Source organism: Priestia sp. ABM2_011, from assembly GCF_056158845.1.
In genome coordinates this window covers 4,677,777-4,694,906 of record NZ_JBSWUB010000001.1, presented here as the reverse complement: position 1 = coordinate 4,694,906, position 17,130 = coordinate 4,677,777, and the positions used below count along the sequence as shown (strand labels likewise).

Here is a 17,130-nt window from a genome sequence, read left to right as displayed (position 1 = left end):
TGTTACCTAGTTTTGAGAGAGCAATCTCTTGTCTGGTGGCGATAGCGAAGAGGTCACACCCGTTCCCATACCGAACACGGAAGTTAAGCTCTTTAGCGCCAATGGTAGTTGGGACTTTGTCCCTGTGAGAGTAGGACGTTGCCAGGCAATGAATAAAACCCCTTATGAGTCTCTTGTAAAGAGCATAGGGGTTTTTTATTTGAAATAGTTTATTATGAGTATTCAAAATAACGCTTATTAACGCGCTTATATAGATTCTCTGGAGGATTAGCTCAGCTGGGAGAGCACCTGCCTTACAAGCAGGGGGTCGGCGGTTCGATCCCGTCATCCTCCACCACCGTGCCGGTGTAGCTCAACTGGTAGAGCAACTGACTTGTAATCAGTAGGTTGGGGGTTCAAGTCCTCTTGCCGGCACCATTTATATCGGAGGGGTAGCGAAGTGGCTAAACGCGGCGGACTGTAAATCCGCTCCTTCGGGTTCGGCAGTTCGAATCTGCCCCCCTCCACCATCTTTATTGGGCTATCGCCAAGCGGTAAGGCAACGGATTTTGATTCCGTCATGCGTTGGTTCGAATCCAGCTAGCCCAGCCATAGAGAGCCATTAGCTCAGTTGGTAGAGCATCTGACTTTTAATCAGAGGGTCGAAGGTTCGAGTCCTTCATGGCTCACCAGTTATATTTACACGCGGGTGTGGCGGAATTGGCAGACGCGCTAGACTTAGGATCTAGTGTCTTATGACGTGGGGGTTCAAGTCCCTTCACCCGCATCTTAATTTAGATAAATGCGCGGAAGTAGTTCAGTGGTAGAACACCACCTTGCCAAGGTGGGGGTCGCGAGTTCGAACCTCGTCTTCCGCTCCATATATATATTGGCGGCATAGCCAAGTGGTAAGGCCAAGGTCTGCAAAACCTTTATCACCGGTTCAAATCCGGTTGCCGCCTCCACGTATAAGTCCTGCCGGGGTGGTGGAATTGGCAGACACACAGGACTTAAAATCCTGCGGTAGGTGACTACCGTGCCGGTTCAAGTCCGGCCCTCGGCACCATTTTAATAAGCGCCCGTAGCTCAATTGGATAGAGCGTTTGACTACGGATCAAAAGGTTAGGGGTTCGACTCCTCTCGGGCGCGCCATAAACGGGAAGTAGCTCAGCTTGGTAGAGCACTTGGTTTGGGACCAAGGGGTCGCAGGTTCGAATCCTGTCTTCCCGACCATTTATGGGGCCTTAGCTCAGCTGGGAGAGCGCCTGCCTTGCACGCAGGAGGTCAGCGGTTCGATCCCGCTAGGCTCCACCATACAGTACACGGAGGAATACCCAAGTCCGGCTGAAGGGATCGGTCTTGAAAACCGACAGGGGTGTTAAAGCCCGCGGGGGTTCGAATCCCTCTTCCTCCGCCATTTTCTATTTTGGTCCCGTGGTGTAGCGGTTAACATGCCTGCCTGTCACGCAGGAGATCGCGGGTTCGATTCCCGTCGGGACCGCCACTTTAAAATATGCGGGTGTAGTTTAGTGGTAAAACCTCAGCCTTCCAAGCTGATGTCGTGAGTTCGATTCTCATCACCCGCTCCAAATCCAAGTAAAGGGCCTATAGCTCAGCTGGTTAGAGCGCACGCCTGATAAGCGTGAGGTCGGTGGTTCGAGTCCACTTAGGCCCATCATGTTTTATAGTAATTGAATTTAACTTATAAATTGATACTGGCCCGTTGGTCAAGCGGTTAAGACACCGCCCTTTCACGGCGGTAACACGGGTTCGAATCCCGTACGGGTCATCACAAAAGCAGTTTGCATATGCAAACTGCTTTTTTTGTTTGTAAACAGAGTTTAGACAAAAGAATAAACTCTATTTTTCGTTTTTCTATGATTTTCTCTTCACAATTTGCATTTCCTATGGCACATCTCTAAACGCTTGTTCTAAATTTCGAAAAAAAACCTACAATAGTAATAACAGAATACTGTTTGTACAAAAGGAGGGGAATGCGTGAAAAAACTTGTTTTGTGGTCCATCGGAGTTTTTCTTGTGTATGCAGCTTGTATATGGGTGTATTTATTTTATATAAGTGACACCTCTATTCCACAATCATTAAAAGGTACCAGCGTGGATCCTGCTACGTTTATGAATGCAAGAGAACTTATGTTAACCGAAAAATATTCAAAGATTAGAGATGCGCTCTTTTTTATCCGAATTCCATATGAGTGGTTAGGGTTTATTTTAATTTTAGTGTTAGGTGTGTCTAAGAAAGTGAATAAGTGGTCTAAAGACGTCAGTCGTTTCAGTCTTCTCCAAACTGCTATTTATGTATTTTGGTTATCTGTTCTGCTGCTGATCTACTCTTTTCCTATGGACTGGATTAGCTATAAGCTTTCAACGGCTTACCATATTACGACGCAACCTTTCCAAGGATGGATGAAAGATCTTTTTACAGATTTTTGGGTGAACTATGCCACGATGTTTTTAGTGATTGCTGTGTTATATGCATTCATTCGTAAGTTTTCAAAAAGATGGTGGCTGTATGCGTGGCTAGTATCTATTCCATTTACGCTATTTTTGACGTTTATTCAACCAGTGGTTATCGATCCGTTATATAACGATTTTTATCCATTAAAGAATAAAGAGCTGGAGACGAAAATTTTGCATTTAGCAGATGAAGCTCATATACCTGCTAAGCATGTATATGAAGTAAACATGTCTGAAAAAACGAACTCTCTCAATGCATATGTAACGGGAATAGGTTCTAATTCAAGAATTGTGTTATGGGATACTACTCTTAATAAATTGACGGAACGTGAAATTTTGTTTATCATGGCGCACGAAATGGGTCACTATGTGAAGAAACATATTTATGTAGGGATTGCTTCAGCCTTAGTTTTATCGATTGTAGGTTTATGGCTAACGAAACATTTAGCTAGCTTTGTGATTAAGAGATGGGGGAAAGCATTAAAAATCACTTCTCTTAGTGATTTAAATTCATTACCGCTTATTCTACTTATTTTTTCTGTGCTCACATTTGCTGTAAGTCCTTTAACAAATATGCAGTCGCGTCATCATGAACTTCAATCTGACACGTACGCCATGGACTTAACAGGAGATAAACAAGCTGCTATTAAAACATTTCAGGATTTAACAAAATCAGGACTGTCCCAGGTGAATCCGCCGTATTTAGTGAAAATTTTTCGATATGGTCATCCAACAATATTGGAAAGAATTTCATTTGTTGAGAAGTATGAAAGAAATGAATAAGTGATATAAGAAAAAGTAAAGGATATATGAAGCCTTTTATACGTAGGTATTAATAGAAAAGCCTCCTTGCGAGTAGGAAAAAAATTCTAAAAGGAGGTTTCATTTTCGAAAGTACTGTTATATAATAACGTATGTAAAATAAAAACTGTTTTATAACAATAGGGAGGAATAGTTATTTGTGATTGAAAAGATAGCAGTCAAACTTATCAGCGTATATTCACCTCAGCAAAGTCTTACTACATGTCCTTCAACTATTTACTTATTTCATCTACGTTCTTACTAAAACTATGGCAAACTGCTAATTTACTTCATCATGAAACAGACATATTCTCACTGCTGCGTTTTATATTTTTATGAATATAGAATTTTAAATTCATTAGGGGGTATAAAGAATGAAAGAGATTCGTGTAAAAAACCTTGAAGAGAACTGGAAAAGCGATGAGCGTTGGAAAGGAATTGAACGTCCATATTCTGCAGAAAAAGTCATTGGACTGAGAGATCCATTGATATTGAACACACGCTTGCTAGAAGAGGGGCCGAAAAGTTCTGGAACTTATTAAAAACAGAGCCATACGTTCATGCATTAGGAGCTTTAACAGGAAATCAAGCAGTACAACAGGTAAAAGCAGGGTTAAAAGCCATTTATCTCAGTGGATGGCAAGTAGCTGCAGATGCAAACCTTTCAGGAAATATGTATCCTGATCAAAGTCTATATCCAGCAAACAGCGTGCCGCATGTTGTGAAACGAATCAATCAAGCGCTGCAGCGTGCCGATCAAATTCAGCATTTAGAAGGAGAAGGAGATATTGATTACTTTGCTCCAATTGTAGCAGATGCAGAAGCAGGGTTCGGAGGACAGTTGAACGTATTTGAATTAATGAAAGGAATGATTGAGTCAGGAGCATCTGCGGTACACTTCGAAGATCAATTGTCATCTGAGAAAAAGTGTGGTCATCTTGGCGGCAAGGTATTGCTTCCAACTCAGACAGCTGTGAAAAACTTGATTGCTGCTCGTTTAGCTGCTGATGTAATGGGTGTTCCAACACTTCTGATTGCTCGTACCGATGCTGATGCCGCTGATTTAATTACAAGTGATGTTGATCCTGTAGATCGCCAGTTTATTACAGGTGAACGCACCGCTGAAGGGTTTTATCGCACGAGAGCCGGAATCGATCAAGCTATCGCTCGTGGCTTAGCATATGCGCCATATGCTGATCTAGTATGGTGTGAGACGTCTGAACCAAACTTGGAACAGGCACAAAAATTTGCAGATGCTATTCATGAAAAATTCCCAGGTAAAATGCTTGCTTATAACTGTTCACCATCTTTCAACTGGAAGAAAAAATTAGATAAGAAAACGATTGAAAAGTTTCAAAGAGAAATCGCAAAAATGGGCTACAAATTCCAATTCGTTACGCTTGCTGGCTTCCACGCTTTAAATCACAGCATGTTTGAACTGGCACGAGGATATAAAACAAGAGGAATGGCAGCTTATTCAGAGTTACAAGAAAGAGAGTTTGCTAGTGAAATAAATGGATATACTGCTACAAGACATCAGCGTGAAGTAGGAACGGGTTATTTTGATGAAGTGGCGCAAGTAGTTTCCGGTGGGACTTCCTCTACAACAGCTTTAAAAGGTTCAACAGAAGAAGAGCAGTTTCAGGCGCATAAATAACAAAAAATCTATGAGTGGAACGGTTGTTTACTTCCACTCATAGAAAAAATTCTAACAAAAAAGATTCTTACATCTGTAAGAATCTTTTTTTATGTAGTAAACACGATTTAACAGACAGCTGTTCTTCCTGAGAAGAAAGGTTCTGCCTGTTAAACGTACATATAAATCATTAACATGAATGAACTTCTTGAAATATTAAGTAGATGTTTGAAGTAAGGATTGGTACTGTGCTGATAGCTCATAAAAAGCAGTTTCATCACGTTGATCTAATGCCGTGTTAATGTTTGTTTCTAACAGTTCTTTTTGACGCTTAAAAAGCGATTCATCAATTACCATTTCGATATAAACATCCAACATACTCACAGTATCAATTACTTTTTTCTTGCGAGCGAGGGACTTCATCATTTCCGTGTACGATTTTTCATTGTTCATACCTCATCACCTCTGCACCCTTTTTATTATTATATAGATTAAAAGAAGAAAAAACAACTAATTTTCTAAATTTTTAGATTTTTATTTTTAGAAATGATAAAGTAAGAGGGAAACGCTACTTTCGTTTTTATCGATTGGCTATTTGGTTTAAAAATGAATCCTTGGGGGCGAAGAAATTGAATCATGTAAAAAAGCGTACGGTAACGGTAGAGGATTTGTATGAATTGAAGTCTGTGTATAACCCTCAGATTTCTCCAGATGGAAAAAGTGTAGTTTATACGGTTCGAGAAACGAAAAAAATAGAAAACGGTTATGAGACGCAGCTGTTTATGTTAGATCTTGAAACAAAAAAAACAAAGCAATTGACGTATTATAAAGGAAATAATCACTCTCCTGCATGGTCTCCTGACGGCAGGTGGATTGCTTTTTTATCAGATCGCAGTCAAACCGTTCAGCTCTATCTATTAGCAGCGACAGGCGGGGAAGCAGAAGCACTCACAGATTGTGAAAAAGGCGTTAGTAATCCCGTATGGTCTCCTTATAGTGACGAAATTATGTTTTCTACAAAAGTGGAAGAAAAAGCTGTAAGAGTTGAACAAAATCATGAGCATCCTCAGCCATACGAAGTGGAACGTTTGTTGTATAAATCCGATGCTAGTGGCTATTTAAAAGGTGAATATACGCAAGTTGCGGTCGTTAAACTTAAAAATAAAGAAGTGACGTTTTTAACGGATGGACCTTATCATCACTCTGTAGGATGCTGGGCCCCTGATGCAAATTCAATTGTATTTTGCAGCAGCCGAGGAGAGAATCCGGATTTATCGTTAACCATGGACGTGTTTATTTTGCATCGTGATACTAAAAAGTTAACATCTATTACAGCAGAAACAGGATATTTTCATCAAGTTTCGTGGTCACCAGATGGGTCATACATAGCTTACATTGGAAATGAACGTACATACGGATCGGCTTCAATGAATGACATATATATTTATCAGGTCTCCAATCAAAAAACAGCTTGTATCACTGCAGGTATAGACTTAGAAATAGGAGATATGGTAGCAGGAGATTTTCACTTTGGAAGAACCGCAGCGGGAATTATGTGGAGCAGTAAGGAAGAATTTTATTTTGTCGTAAGTGAAAAGGGTTCTGTAGGCATATATAAAGGAAATGTAAATGGAAAGTTAGACTCTGTGCTTATGGATAATGCTCACGTATACGGGGTATCTGTTCTTCCCAACGGTGAGGAAGCTATCGTAGCAATCAGTACATTTACACATCCCGGAGATCTTTATTCTTTAAATTTAAAAACAGAGGAACTAGTGAAGCTGACAAACGTTAATGATTCATTTTTAAAGCATGTGCAGTTAACGGAAGCAGAATCTTTTTGCGCGACTGCCACGGACGGTATACATATCCACAGTTGGGTCGTAAAAGCGGCTGCTGCCAACGATGTATCTCCAACCATTTTAGAAATTCACGGAGGTCCGCATCTTATGTATGGTCATACATTTATGTTTGAATTTCAAGTGCTTGCATCAAAAGGGTTCAATATCCTCTTTTCTAATCCAAGAGGCGGAAGAGGATATGGTCAAGCCTTTACAGATGCCGTTCGAGGAGATTACGGAGGCATGGATTATATGGATTTGATGGCAGTAACCGACGAAGCAATTAACCGCTACTCTTATATTAATGAAGATAAACTTGGCGTAACAGGAGGAAGCTACGGAGGATTTATGACAAACTGGATTGTAGGAAGTACAAATCGGTTTAAAGCAGCGGTGACGCAACGGTCTATTTCAAATTGGACGAGTTTTTACGGCGTTAGTGATATTGGCTATTATTTTACCGAATGGGAATTGAAAGCTGATATTTATGAGAATCCGGAAAAACTTTGGAACCACTCGCCGCTTCGTTTAGCGGAGAACGTGAAAACACCGCTGTTAATCTTGCATAGCGAACAGGATTATAGATGTCCAATTGAACAAGCTGAACAGCTTTATGTGGCACTAAAAAGAAAAGATAAAGAAGTAGAATTTATTCGTTTTCCTCAGTCTAACCATGAACTTTCTAGAAGCGGTAAGCCTAATTTACGAACGGCGAGACTAAAATATTTAACCAGCTGGTTTAAACGTTATTTGCAGCAGTCTAAGTAAAAGCACATGTTGTTCTAGAGGTTCTGTTCGTGTAAGTAAGGGCTGGCTATATGGCAAGCGCAACAGGGCAGGAAAGATAAAACGCTGTAAAACTTTTGTTTGGTAAAGGAAAGTAGTACAATAAGTGAAAAGTAGCACAGTTGTTTAAATAAGGAGAACATTCGATGGATTTTGAAACATTAAAGCATTATTTGACATTAGACGGCGTCCTCGAGTTATTAAAACAATATCAATCATTTGGGATCATTCCCGGACTGCTGTTGCCTATTTTAGAAGCGTTTATTCCTATCTTGCCGCTTTTTGCGTTTGTAATGGCTAATGCTGCTGCCTTTGGCTTATGGTTAGGCTTTTTAATTTCATGGATCGGGAGCTGCGTTGGATCACTGCTTGTCTTTTTGATTTTTAGAAAATACGGACAGGCGAGGTTTTTACATTTTATCAGCCGCCATGCGCAAATTCGAAAGATTATGATTTGGGTGGAAAGACACGGTTTTGGACCGCTGTTTATTATGCTTTGTTTCCCTTTTACGCCGTCTTCAGCGATTAATGTAGTAGCTGGACTATCACGTGTCAGTATGGCTCAGTTTATGCTTGCTGTATTAGCGGGTAAAATGGTCATGATATTTATGATGAGCTTTATTGGGGCCGATTTTGTTTCATTTGTGAAACAGCCTTTAAAAGCAGTACTTGTTCTAGTGATCATTTTTGTCCTATGGCTTGTTGGAAAGCAAATTGAACGAAGATTAAATGAAAAATCTAAAGTGAAACAGTATGACAAATAGTTTGTTTATATATAACAAATAGTGATGAAAGACTGCTTTTTAATAGGCAGTCTTTTGTTATACATACAGCAGAAGAGGGTATTGTAAACTATGGAAAAACCTTTTCTTATAGGAATACAGCAGCATTTTTGAAAGGCTTTTTGCCTTTTTCTTAAAGAAGTTATTTGTCTGTTTATTCGGTTGGTAGAACAATGCACATACAGAGTATCTGTCTAGTAATGAACAAGTTTTTTGTTTATCAATTGTGAAAAATATGCTAAAATAAAAGAAAAAACTGGGAATAAATTAGACGTCTATTCCTAGTTGCACCTAAGTAATGAACCCTTTGTTTTCTAGAGATATACATGTTTTTTCTCAACATGTATTATCACCTCATGTATTTCAAAACGTTTTCTTAAAAATTATATGAATGATTTTTGAGCTTGACTACTAAGATGTAAGTAGAGGGATCATTACTAGAAAAGCACCGAATGATCATTAAGACGTGCTTGGCGTCGTTTTGAGGAGGGGAATGCGCTACTAAGATTCAAGCGACTTGCTGATTAATCGTTGTTAGTAAGCGTCTTATAGCGCGGGTGACATGAGATTAAAAGATAAAGTGGCAATTATTACGGGTGCAGCAAATGGGTTAGGGTTCGAAGCTTCTCGAATTTTCGCACAAGAGGGTGCAAAGGTCGCTATGGTTGACTACGATGCAAAAGTAGGAGAAGAACGAGCAGCTCAGCTAAAAGAAGAAGGCGGAGATGTAGCATTCTTTCAAGTAAACGTAGCGGATCGAGACAGTGTAGATGCAATGGTAGAAGAAGTCGTGAAACGCTTCTCTAAAATAGATATTTTAATTAATAATGCAGGTATTACCAGAGATGGAATGCTAACTAAATTATCAGTTGAAAATTTTCAAGCGGTCATTAACGTAAACCTTACAGGCGTTTTTCACTGTACGCAAGCCGTTGTACCGCATATGATTGCTCAAGGTAAAGGGAAAATTATCAGCACATCTTCGGTATCCGGCGTATATGGAAATGTTGGTCAAACAAACTATGCGGCGACAAAAGCCGGCGTAGTGGGAATGACAAAAACATGGGCTAAAGAGCTTGGGCGAAAAGGAATTAATGTAAACGCTGTAGCTCCCGGGTTTATTGAGACGGATATGGTGAAGGCGATGCCGGACAAAATCATTGATCAAATGAAATCCACTATTCCTTTACAAAGGTTAGGTCAGCCTTCTGACATTGGTTATGCTTATCTTTATTTAGCCTCTGATGAGTCCAACTATATTAACGGCACAACACTGCATGTAGATGGTGGAATCATGATGTAAAAGTAGAAAATAACTCGCTTTTCTAAAACTTTTCAGTGGTCATTTGGCTACTGAAAAGTTTTTTTGTTGCATCCAGCATTTCACATATGTGCAAAGTGGAATTTTGTCTGCAAGTTCAGTAAAATAATAAGGAGAGAGATAGAGAGATTTAGCTGATTATCACTATAAAATTTTGACGACTGCGTCACGTGTTTGCGTGGCGTTTATCCATTTTGCACTTAAACAACTAAAAATATAGAGAAGAAAAATGAAGGGGTGAAAACGTGGGGCTACAGTTTTTATTAGGACGTTCAGGAAGCGGGAAAACGGAATATCTTTTAAATAGCATGCGCCAAGAGCTGTTAAATGCTCCGCTTGGGCATCCACTTATTTATATTGTACCTGAACAGATGACATTTCAGTCGGAGTATGCGCTTGTTCAAACACCTGGGTTAGAAGGCATGATGCGTGCTCAAGTTTATAGTTTTACACGTCTTGCGTGGCGTATTCTGCAAGAAGTCGGAGGTATTAGCCGCTATCATGTGGATCAAACAGGTATTCATATGATGCTTAAAAAAATTATCGAGCATCAAAAAAAAGAGCTTCGATTGTTTGCGAATTCTTCAGAACAAGCAGGGTTTATTGAAGAACTAGAAAAAATGGTTAAAGAATTTAAACAGTACACGGTAGATGCACCGTCTCTCGAAGAGATGAAGCAAAAACTTCAAGCAGAAGATGAGAAAGTCCTTGCTGATAAATTACATGATTTACATCTCATTTACGGAGAATTAGAAAAACAGCTGATGACAAAATATGTAGATGGAGAAGATTATTTGAAGCTGTTGAGCGAAAAAGTAGTCTCTTCTGCGTACCTTGCTCAAGCAACGATTTATGTAGATGGATTTCATCACTATACTCCTCAAGAATTAACGGTATTAGTAGAGCTGATGAAAGTTTGTAGAGAAGTGAAAATAGCGGTTACTTCTGATTATTCATATCAAGATTTTATTCCAAATGACCTGCACTTGTTTCGATTAACGAGCGAAACGTATCAAGAAATAATGGGCCTGGCGGCTGAAAACGGGATAGAGATTCAAGAGCCAAACGTATTTAATGAACAAAAAAGGCATCAAAACAGTCCAGAGCTTGCCTATTTAGAACGATATTATGATGAACGGCCAACGCCGGAATTTCAGTCAGAGCCCGAGCACATTCAGCTGCTGCCTGCTGTTAGCCGAAGAGCAGAGGTAGAAGGGATTGCAAGAGAAGTGCTGTCGCTTGTGCGCGATCACGGCTATCGCTATCGTGATATTGCCTTGATTGTTAGAAATGCAGAAGACTATCATGACTTGCTTCAAACCATTTTTCGAGATTATGAAATTCCGTACTTTATTGACCAAAAGCGAGCGATGTTTCACCATCCACTCGTTGAATTTATTCGCTCAGTCTTAGAGGTGGTAAGCGGGTCATGGCGATACGAAACCATCTTTCGGGCAGTGAAAACAGACCTTTTATTTCCTTTGTCATCTGATGTGCACCAGCTTCGCGAAGAGATGGATGAATTAGAAAATTACGTACTTGCTTACGGTATTCAAGGATCTAAGTGGACGAGTAAGGAGCCATTTACCTACAGAAAATATCGTTCGCTTGAAGACATGAACCTTGGGAAAACTGACGAAGAGCTTGCTTTTGAGCAAAAAATAAATGAATTAAAAAATATGATTGTTCCTCCTATTTATTCGCTTCAGCAAAAATTAAAACAAGCGAAAATAGGAAAAGAAAAAGCAGAAGCACTCTATCGTTTTTTAACGAATTTAGATATTCCACAAAAGATAGAAGCGCTGCGCAATCGATGTGAAGAAGAAGGAAAGCTTCAAGAAGCAAGAGAGCACGAGCAGGTATGGAAAGCAATTCTTCACTTATTTGATCAGTTTGTTGAAATGATGGGAGAAGAGAAAGTATCGATTTCTTTGTTCGCGGATCTATTTGAGACAGGGCTTGACAGCATGCAGTTTGCACTTGTTCCGCCTGCACTGGATCAAGTGGTTGTGGCAAGTTTTGAGCGTTCGCGTTTATCCGATATCAAAGCAAGCTTTGTGCTAGGCGTAAATGACGGTGTGATTCCAGCTAAACCAAAAAGCGATGGCCTGTTATCTGAGAAAGAGAGAGAGCAGCTGCTTGAATCAGGCTTATTACTTGCGCCAACTGGAAGGCAAAAGCTGTTTGACGAACAATTTCTCATTTATTTAGCACTTTCCAGCTCTTCTGAAAAACTTTATGTTTCGTATCCTCTTGCCAATGAGGAAGGGAAGACTCTGCTGCCTTCACTCGTTATTAATCGAGTAAAAGAGCTATTTCCGCTCCTGCAGGAAAAGCTGTTAATGACGGAGCCTACGGATTTAGAAGAAGAAAAGCAAGTTGATTATATAACAAATCCCTTAACGAGCATCGCGTATTTAGCCAGCCAGCTGCAAGGGTGGAAACGCCATTATCCGATGAGTTCCGCTTGGTGGGATGTATATAATTTTTATGTAGAAAATTCAGATTGGAACTCATACAGCGAGAAAGTACTAAGCAGTTTATTTTATAAAAACGAAGCAAAAAGGTTAACAAAGAAAACGAGTCAGCGTCTGTATGGAAAGCATATTCAAGCAAGCGTATCGAGAATGGAGAAATTTGAAGCCTGTCCGTACGCTCATTTTGCTTCTCATGGGCTCAAACTTAAAGAACGAAAAGTTTTCAAATTAGCAGCTCCTGACATAGGCGAGTTATTTCACGCGGCGCTGAAGATGATTTCAGACGAGCTTCGCGGCGGTCAAAAAGAATGGAAGAACTTAACGAGAAAAGACTGTCAGCAGCTTTCTATGGCTGCGGTGCACGAACTTGCTCCGCGCTTACAAAACGAGATTTTATTGAGCTCTAATCGTCACCATTATTTAACGCATAAGCTGCAGCAAATTATTGAACGGGCGTCGCTTGTGTTAAGTGAGCACGCTAAGGTGAGTGGGTTTGTTCCTGTTGGATTGGAGCTTGGATTTGGACCTAGCGCGGAGCTGCCTTCTATGCAGTTCACACTGCCAAATGGCCATACGATGGAACTCGTTGGTCGAATTGACAGGGTAGATAAAGCGGAAAGCTCTAAAGGACTTTTACTGCGTATTGTCGACTATAAATCAAGCGATAAAGCATTAAACTTAGTGGAAGTGTACTACGGTTTATCTCTTCAAATTTTAGCTTATTTAGACATAGTCGTGACGTATGCTGAACAGCTTCTTCATGATAATAGAGGAGCATTGCCTGCTGGCGTTCTTTATTTCCACGTTCATAATCCAATGATCAACAGTACTAAAGCATTACAACCTGATCAAATTGAAGCCGAAATCTTCAAGAAGTTTAAAATGAAAGGACTACTTTTAGGGGACGAGGAAGCAGTACGATTAATGGATGAAACGTTAGAATCAGGGCACTCACAAGTTATATCGGCGGGCATTAAAAAGACAGGGGGCTTTTATTCCAATTCTTCGGTTGCGAGCGAAGAAGATTTTACACATCTCCGTCAGTATGTGCGAGGTAAGTTTGTGGAGGCAGGTACAGAGATTACAAATGGAAAAATTGATATTTCGCCTTATAAGCTAAAAGATAAAACACCATGCGCGTTTTGTGAATACCGCTCAATCTGTCAGTTCGACGAATCAATGGAAAACAATGAATATCGTCAGCTTAGTACAGAGAGCCAAAATGTTATTTTAGATAAAATTCGAGAGGAGGCCAAACGAGATGAGTAAAGATATACACGTAAAACCGGCCGACTCCCAGTGGACGGATGATCAGTGGAACGCCATTGTTTCATCAGGTCAAGATATATTAGTAGCCGCGGCTGCTGGTTCAGGAAAAACAGCGGTTTTAGTTGAACGTATTATTAAAAAGATTACGATGGGTGATGAGCCAATCGATGTTGATAGATTACTTGTTGCTACGTTTACAAATGCTTCCGCAGCTGAAATGAGAAATCGAATTGGCGAAGCATTAGAAAAAGAGTTAAAAAAGAATCCATCTTCTTTACACTTGCGCAGACAGCTTAATTTATTAAACCGTGCGTCTATTTCTACGCTTCATTCTTTTTGTTTAGAAGTCATTCGTACGTATTATTATATGATTGATGTAGACCCTGGTTTTCGAATTGCGGATGATACGGAAGCAGAGCTCCTTCGTGAAGAAGTATTGGAAGAACTGTTTGAAGAACAGTACAGTATTGAACAGAACGAGCGATTCTTTGATTTAATTGATCGTTATACAAGTGACCGAAACGATTTAGATATTCAGCTTATGGTAAGAAAGCTATATGACTTTGCAAGATCTAACCCTGACCCAAACGGCTGGCTTGAAATGATCGTGAGTCAATATGATGTCACAGAGGACTCTTCTATTGATTCACTTCCGTTTCTATCTTTTCTTTTACAAGAAGTAACAACGCAGCTGATTGGCATTGAATCGATTTTAAAACAATGCTTAGAGCTAACAAAGCTGCCAGGAGGGCCTGCTCCTCGCGCTGTTAATGCAGAGGAAGACTTGGCTCAAATTCATCGGCTGCTCAGCGCTTCTAAGCATTCTTTTGCTGATTTGCATGAAGAAATGCAGAGTTTGAATTTTACTCGTTTAAAGCCATGTAAAGGAGAAGCATACGACCCTCAGCTTTTAGATGACTTCGGAGAGCTTCGCAAAAAAGCTAAGACAAGCCTTGAAAAGCTTCATGCTGATCTGTTTTCTAGGCCTTTGCAAGGCTACATGGCTGATTTTGAAAAAATGAAGCCGGTTATTGAAACGCTAATCTTTTTAGTTCAGCGCTTCGGTGAACGATATGAACACATTAAAAAAGAGAAAGGGTTAGTGGACTTTTCTGATTTAGAACATTATTGCTTGCAAATCTTGAGTGTAAAAAAAGACGGTGTGCTTAAGCCTTCGTCCATTGCCCAAAAATATCGCACTCAGTTTGCAGAGGTACTTGTTGACGAATATCAAGATACAAATATGGTTCAAGAAACACTAATTAAATTAGTGACGAGAGATAGTGAAGAACAAGGAAATTTATTTATGGTTGGAGATGTAAAACAATCCATTTACCGCTTTCGTTTAGCGGAGCCATTTTTATTCTTAACAAAGTACAAGCGCTTTACACAAGATGGTCGCCAGTTCGGAAAACGTATCGATTTGAATAAAAACTTCCGCAGTCGTTCTCAAGTGCTTGATGCGACAAACTTTATTTTTAACCAGCTGATGGATGAAGAAGTAGGAGAAATTGCATATGACGATGATGCTTCTTTAAAATTAGGAGCATCGTATCCAAAAGTGGAAGGAATGGAAACGGAGCTTCTGCTAATTGCAAAAGAAAATGCAGAAGAAGGAGCGGAAGAAGAATCGGATTCTTCTCTCGTCGCTTTTTCAGAAGCGGAGCTTGAAACGGCTCAGTTAGAGGCAAGAGCAATGGCGCGTAAAATCAAAGAACTCGTTCAAAACCGTTTTCAAATATATGATCGCAAGCTCGATATTATGAGAAACGTGACGTATCGTGACTTTGTTATTTTGCTTCGTTCCATGCCTTGGGCTGCGCAGATTATGGATGAATTTAAACAAGAAGGCGTTCCGATTTATGCCGATTTATCAACAGGTTATTTTGATGCTACTGAAGTGATGATTATGATGTCTTTATTAAAAGTAGTAGATAACCCGCATCAAGACATTCCATTAGCTTCTGTTCTTCGCTCGCCGGTAGTAGGACTTTCAGATGAAGAGTTAGCTACACTGAGAGCAGAGCAAAAGAAAGGAACGTATTACGATGCGTTAAAAACGTACTTAGCGGTTTCAGATGATGAAGAACTTCGCGATAAAGTAAAATATTTCTATGATCAGTTAAAAGCATGGAGAACACAAGCTAGACAAAGCTCTTTGTCAGAACTAGTCTGGCAAATTTACCGCGATACGGGTTTCTTTGAATTTGTTGGCGGACTTCCTGGCGGGAAGCAGCGTCAAGCCAATTTACGTGCTCTTTACGATCGCGCTCGCCAGTATGAGGCAACTTCCTTTAGAGGTCTGTTTCGATTTTTACGCTTTATTGAACGTATGCAGGACCGGGGGAACGATTTAGGAGCTGCTCGAGCACTAGGAGAACAAGAAGATGTTGTGCGTTTGATGACGATCCACAGCAGTAAAGGTCTTGAATTTCCTGTTGTTTTTGTAGCTGGCCTCGCTCGTCAGTTTAACTTGATGGACTTGAATAAAGCATATTTACTCGATAAAGAACTAGGTTTTGGATCTAAATATATTGATCCGAAACTGCGTATTACGTACCCAACGCTTCTTCAGCAGACCATGAAGAAAAAAATGAAAAAAGAAAGCATGGCAGAAGAAATGCGGGTATTATACGTAGCTTTGACGCGTGCGAAAGAAAAGCTTATTTTAGTCGGAACAGTAAAAGATGCACCAGAAAAGCTTAGACAGTGGAGCTCTGTTATGGCACATGAAGATTGGACGCTTCCAGCTCACGTGAGAAGAGATGCAAAATGTTATTTAGACTGGATTGGACCTTCTTTAATTCGTCACCAAAATGTTAGTCACATGGTTGAAGGAGAGGTCCAGCCGGCTGAGATGGTTCATCAGCATGCTTCAAGCTGGAAACTTTCAACGTTATTAGCGGTTGATTTAGCCGAACAGCCTCTTGAAGAGCAGCAACATCATGAAGAGCTCTTGAACGCTCTTCAAAAGCATGAGCCAGTTACAGAATCCAGCGATTATAAAGAGGAAGTGTATAGACGCTTAAATTGGTCTTATGATTATCGTGTAGCTTCCGTTCATCGTTCAAAGCAATCTGTTTCTGAACTAAAAAGGCAGCAGCAGCTGACGGATGCAGGTGGAAGCGACGATCTCGTTCGGGGATCTAAAGCACCTCTTGAAAACCGTCCGCTGTTTCTTCAAGAAAAATCTCTCACAGGAGCTGAAAAAGGAACAGCTACACATGCCGTTATGCAGCAGCTTCCATTAAATAAAGTTTATACCCTCGAAATGGTTCAAGACTTTATTCAATCAATGGTTACCAAAGAATTATTGACGCAAGAACAAGCGGATGCCGTTGATGCAAATGATGTAGCAGACTTTTTAGACAGTGACATTGCACAAGGTATTCGAACGGCTCGCACGGTTTATAGAGAGATGCCTTTTAGTTTAGGTGTCTCCGCTAAAGAAATCTATGATCGTTGGGAGCAGGAAGATGAAACGATTTTAGTACAAGGTATTATTGATTGTTTATATGAAACGGAAGAAGGCCTCGTTTTACTTGATTTTAAAACAGATAATATTTCGGATCGTTTTCAAGGGGATTTTGAACGAGCAAAACCATTTCTAATTGAAAGATACCGCATTCAGTTAGAGCTTTACGCAAAGGCCATTGAGCGGATTGTGAAACAACCTGTTCAGCATCGCTATCTTTACTTTTTAGATGGTGGACATGCTGTTGAAATATAAGAAAAGAAGAAGGCGATAGTCTTCTTCTTTTTC

7 protein-coding genes, 17 tRNA genes, 1 rRNA gene and 1 pseudogene are annotated in these 17,130 nt (G+C 40.1%); 25 read left to right on the top strand and 1 reads right to left on the bottom strand.

The genetic code is table 11. The features are described 5' to 3' along the window. Positions 1 to 31 precede the first annotated feature (31 nt). The 20 genes and pseudogenes from rrf (at position 32) to aceA (ending at position 4,912) form a co-directional block, all read left to right on the top strand. Positions 32 to 147 (top strand): 5S ribosomal RNA (gene rrf / locus ACXAE4_RS24725). A 114-nt stretch (positions 148 to 261) separates the two neighbouring features. After that, a tRNA-Val gene (locus tag ACXAE4_RS24720) sits at positions 262 to 337 on the top strand. 4 nt (positions 338 to 341) lie between these two features. After that, positions 342 to 417, top strand: a tRNA-Thr gene (locus ACXAE4_RS24715). An 8-nt stretch (positions 418 to 425) separates the two neighbouring features. Further along, positions 426 to 509: transfer RNA gene (locus ACXAE4_RS24710), tRNA-Tyr, on the top strand. Positions 510 to 516: 7 nt separating this feature from the next. Beyond that, a tRNA-Gln gene (locus tag ACXAE4_RS24705) sits at positions 517 to 591 on the top strand. A 4-nt stretch (positions 592 to 595) separates the two neighbouring features. Then, positions 596 to 671, top strand: a tRNA-Lys gene (locus ACXAE4_RS24700). 13 nt (positions 672 to 684) lie between these two features. Further along, positions 685 to 766: transfer RNA gene (locus ACXAE4_RS24695), tRNA-Leu, on the top strand. Between the two features lie 19 nt (positions 767 to 785). Continuing rightward, positions 786 to 860: transfer RNA gene (locus ACXAE4_RS24690), tRNA-Gly, on the top strand. 10 nt (positions 861 to 870) lie between these two features. After that, positions 871 to 944 (top strand) — tRNA-Cys (locus tag ACXAE4_RS24685). Between the two features lie 12 nt (positions 945 to 956). Continuing rightward, positions 957 to 1,045, top strand: a tRNA-Leu gene (locus tag ACXAE4_RS24680). A 9-nt stretch (positions 1,046 to 1,054) separates the two neighbouring features. Next, positions 1,055 to 1,131: transfer RNA gene (locus ACXAE4_RS24675), tRNA-Arg, on the top strand. A gap of 4 nt (positions 1,132 to 1,135) precedes the next feature. Beyond that, a tRNA-Pro gene (locus ACXAE4_RS24670) sits at positions 1,136 to 1,212 on the top strand. Between the two features lie 5 nt (positions 1,213 to 1,217). After that, positions 1,218 to 1,293, top strand: a tRNA-Ala gene (locus tag ACXAE4_RS24665). A 10-nt stretch (positions 1,294 to 1,303) separates the two neighbouring features. Then, positions 1,304 to 1,396: transfer RNA gene (locus ACXAE4_RS24660), tRNA-Ser, on the top strand. Positions 1,397 to 1,407: 11 nt separating this feature from the next. Next, positions 1,408 to 1,483 (top strand) — tRNA-Asp (locus ACXAE4_RS24655). A gap of 11 nt (positions 1,484 to 1,494) precedes the next feature. Then, a tRNA-Gly gene (locus ACXAE4_RS24650) sits at positions 1,495 to 1,568 on the top strand. A 12-nt stretch (positions 1,569 to 1,580) separates the two neighbouring features. Beyond that, positions 1,581 to 1,654: transfer RNA gene (locus ACXAE4_RS24645), tRNA-Ile, on the top strand. A 42-nt stretch (positions 1,655 to 1,696) separates the two neighbouring features. Then, a tRNA-Glu gene (locus ACXAE4_RS24640) sits at positions 1,697 to 1,768 on the top strand. A 209-nt stretch (positions 1,769 to 1,977) separates the two neighbouring features. Beyond that, positions 1,978 to 3,237, top strand: coding sequence for a M48 family metallopeptidase (locus ACXAE4_RS24635; RefSeq protein WP_154973623.1), 1,260 nt, complete (start codon positions 1,978 to 1,980; stop codon positions 3,235 to 3,237). A gap of 392 nt (positions 3,238 to 3,629) precedes the next feature. Beyond that, positions 3,630 to 4,912: pseudogene (aceA, locus tag ACXAE4_RS24630) on the top strand (isocitrate lyase). 195 nt (positions 4,913 to 5,107) lie between these two features. Here aceA and ACXAE4_RS24625 read toward each other — a convergent pair. Then, positions 5,108 to 5,344: an IDEAL domain-containing protein gene (locus ACXAE4_RS24625; protein WP_028412421.1), complete on the bottom strand. Its 237-nt coding sequence runs from the start codon at positions 5,342 to 5,344 to the stop codon at positions 5,108 to 5,110. A 176-nt stretch (positions 5,345 to 5,520) separates the two neighbouring features. Between ACXAE4_RS24625 and ACXAE4_RS24620 the strand changes: the two genes are divergently transcribed. The 5 genes from ACXAE4_RS24620 (at position 5,521) to addA (ending at position 17,097) form a co-directional block, all read left to right on the top strand. Next, positions 5,521 to 7,500: a S9 family peptidase gene (locus ACXAE4_RS24620; protein WP_098999233.1), complete on the top strand. Its 1,980-nt coding sequence runs from the start codon at positions 5,521 to 5,523 to the stop codon at positions 7,498 to 7,500. A 164-nt stretch (positions 7,501 to 7,664) separates the two neighbouring features. Continuing rightward, the gene (locus ACXAE4_RS24615; protein WP_028412419.1) at positions 7,665 to 8,282 is read left to right on the top strand and encodes a TVP38/TMEM64 family protein; all 618 of its coding nucleotides are present in this window, start codon (positions 7,665 to 7,667) and stop codon (positions 8,280 to 8,282) included. 580 nt (positions 8,283 to 8,862) lie between these two features. After that, positions 8,863 to 9,603 carry a 3-oxoacyl-ACP reductase FabG gene (fabG, locus tag ACXAE4_RS24610; RefSeq protein WP_014461644.1) on the top strand — a complete coding sequence of 247 codons (741 nt, stop codon included), beginning with the start codon at positions 8,863 to 8,865 and terminating at the stop codon, positions 9,601 to 9,603. 263 nt (positions 9,604 to 9,866) lie between these two features. Beyond that, positions 9,867 to 13,367 carry a helicase-exonuclease AddAB subunit AddB gene (addB, locus tag ACXAE4_RS24605; RefSeq protein WP_475237141.1) on the top strand — a complete coding sequence of 1,167 codons (3,501 nt, stop codon included), beginning with the start codon at positions 9,867 to 9,869 and terminating at the stop codon, positions 13,365 to 13,367. Next, positions 13,360 to 17,097, top strand: coding sequence for a helicase-exonuclease AddAB subunit AddA (gene addA, locus ACXAE4_RS24600; RefSeq protein ID WP_155010438.1), 3,738 nt, complete (start codon positions 13,360 to 13,362; stop codon positions 17,095 to 17,097). Before addB ends, addA begins: the two co-directional genes overlap by 8 nt. Positions 17,098 to 17,130 lie beyond the last annotated feature (33 nt).

Coding starts and splice junctions, on each gene's coding strand:
- ACXAE4_RS24615 (WP_028412419.1), top strand. CDS start 7,665: ATGGATTTTGAAACATTAAAGCATTATTTGACATTAGACGGCGTCCTC.
- ACXAE4_RS24625 (WP_028412421.1), bottom strand. CDS start 5,344: ATGAACAATGAAAAATCGTACACGGAAATGATGAAGTCCCTCGCTCGC.
- addA (WP_155010438.1), top strand. CDS start 13,360: ATGAGTAAAGATATACACGTAAAACCGGCCGACTCCCAGTGGACGGAT.
- fabG (WP_014461644.1), top strand. CDS start 8,863: ATGAGATTAAAAGATAAAGTGGCAATTATTACGGGTGCAGCAAATGGG.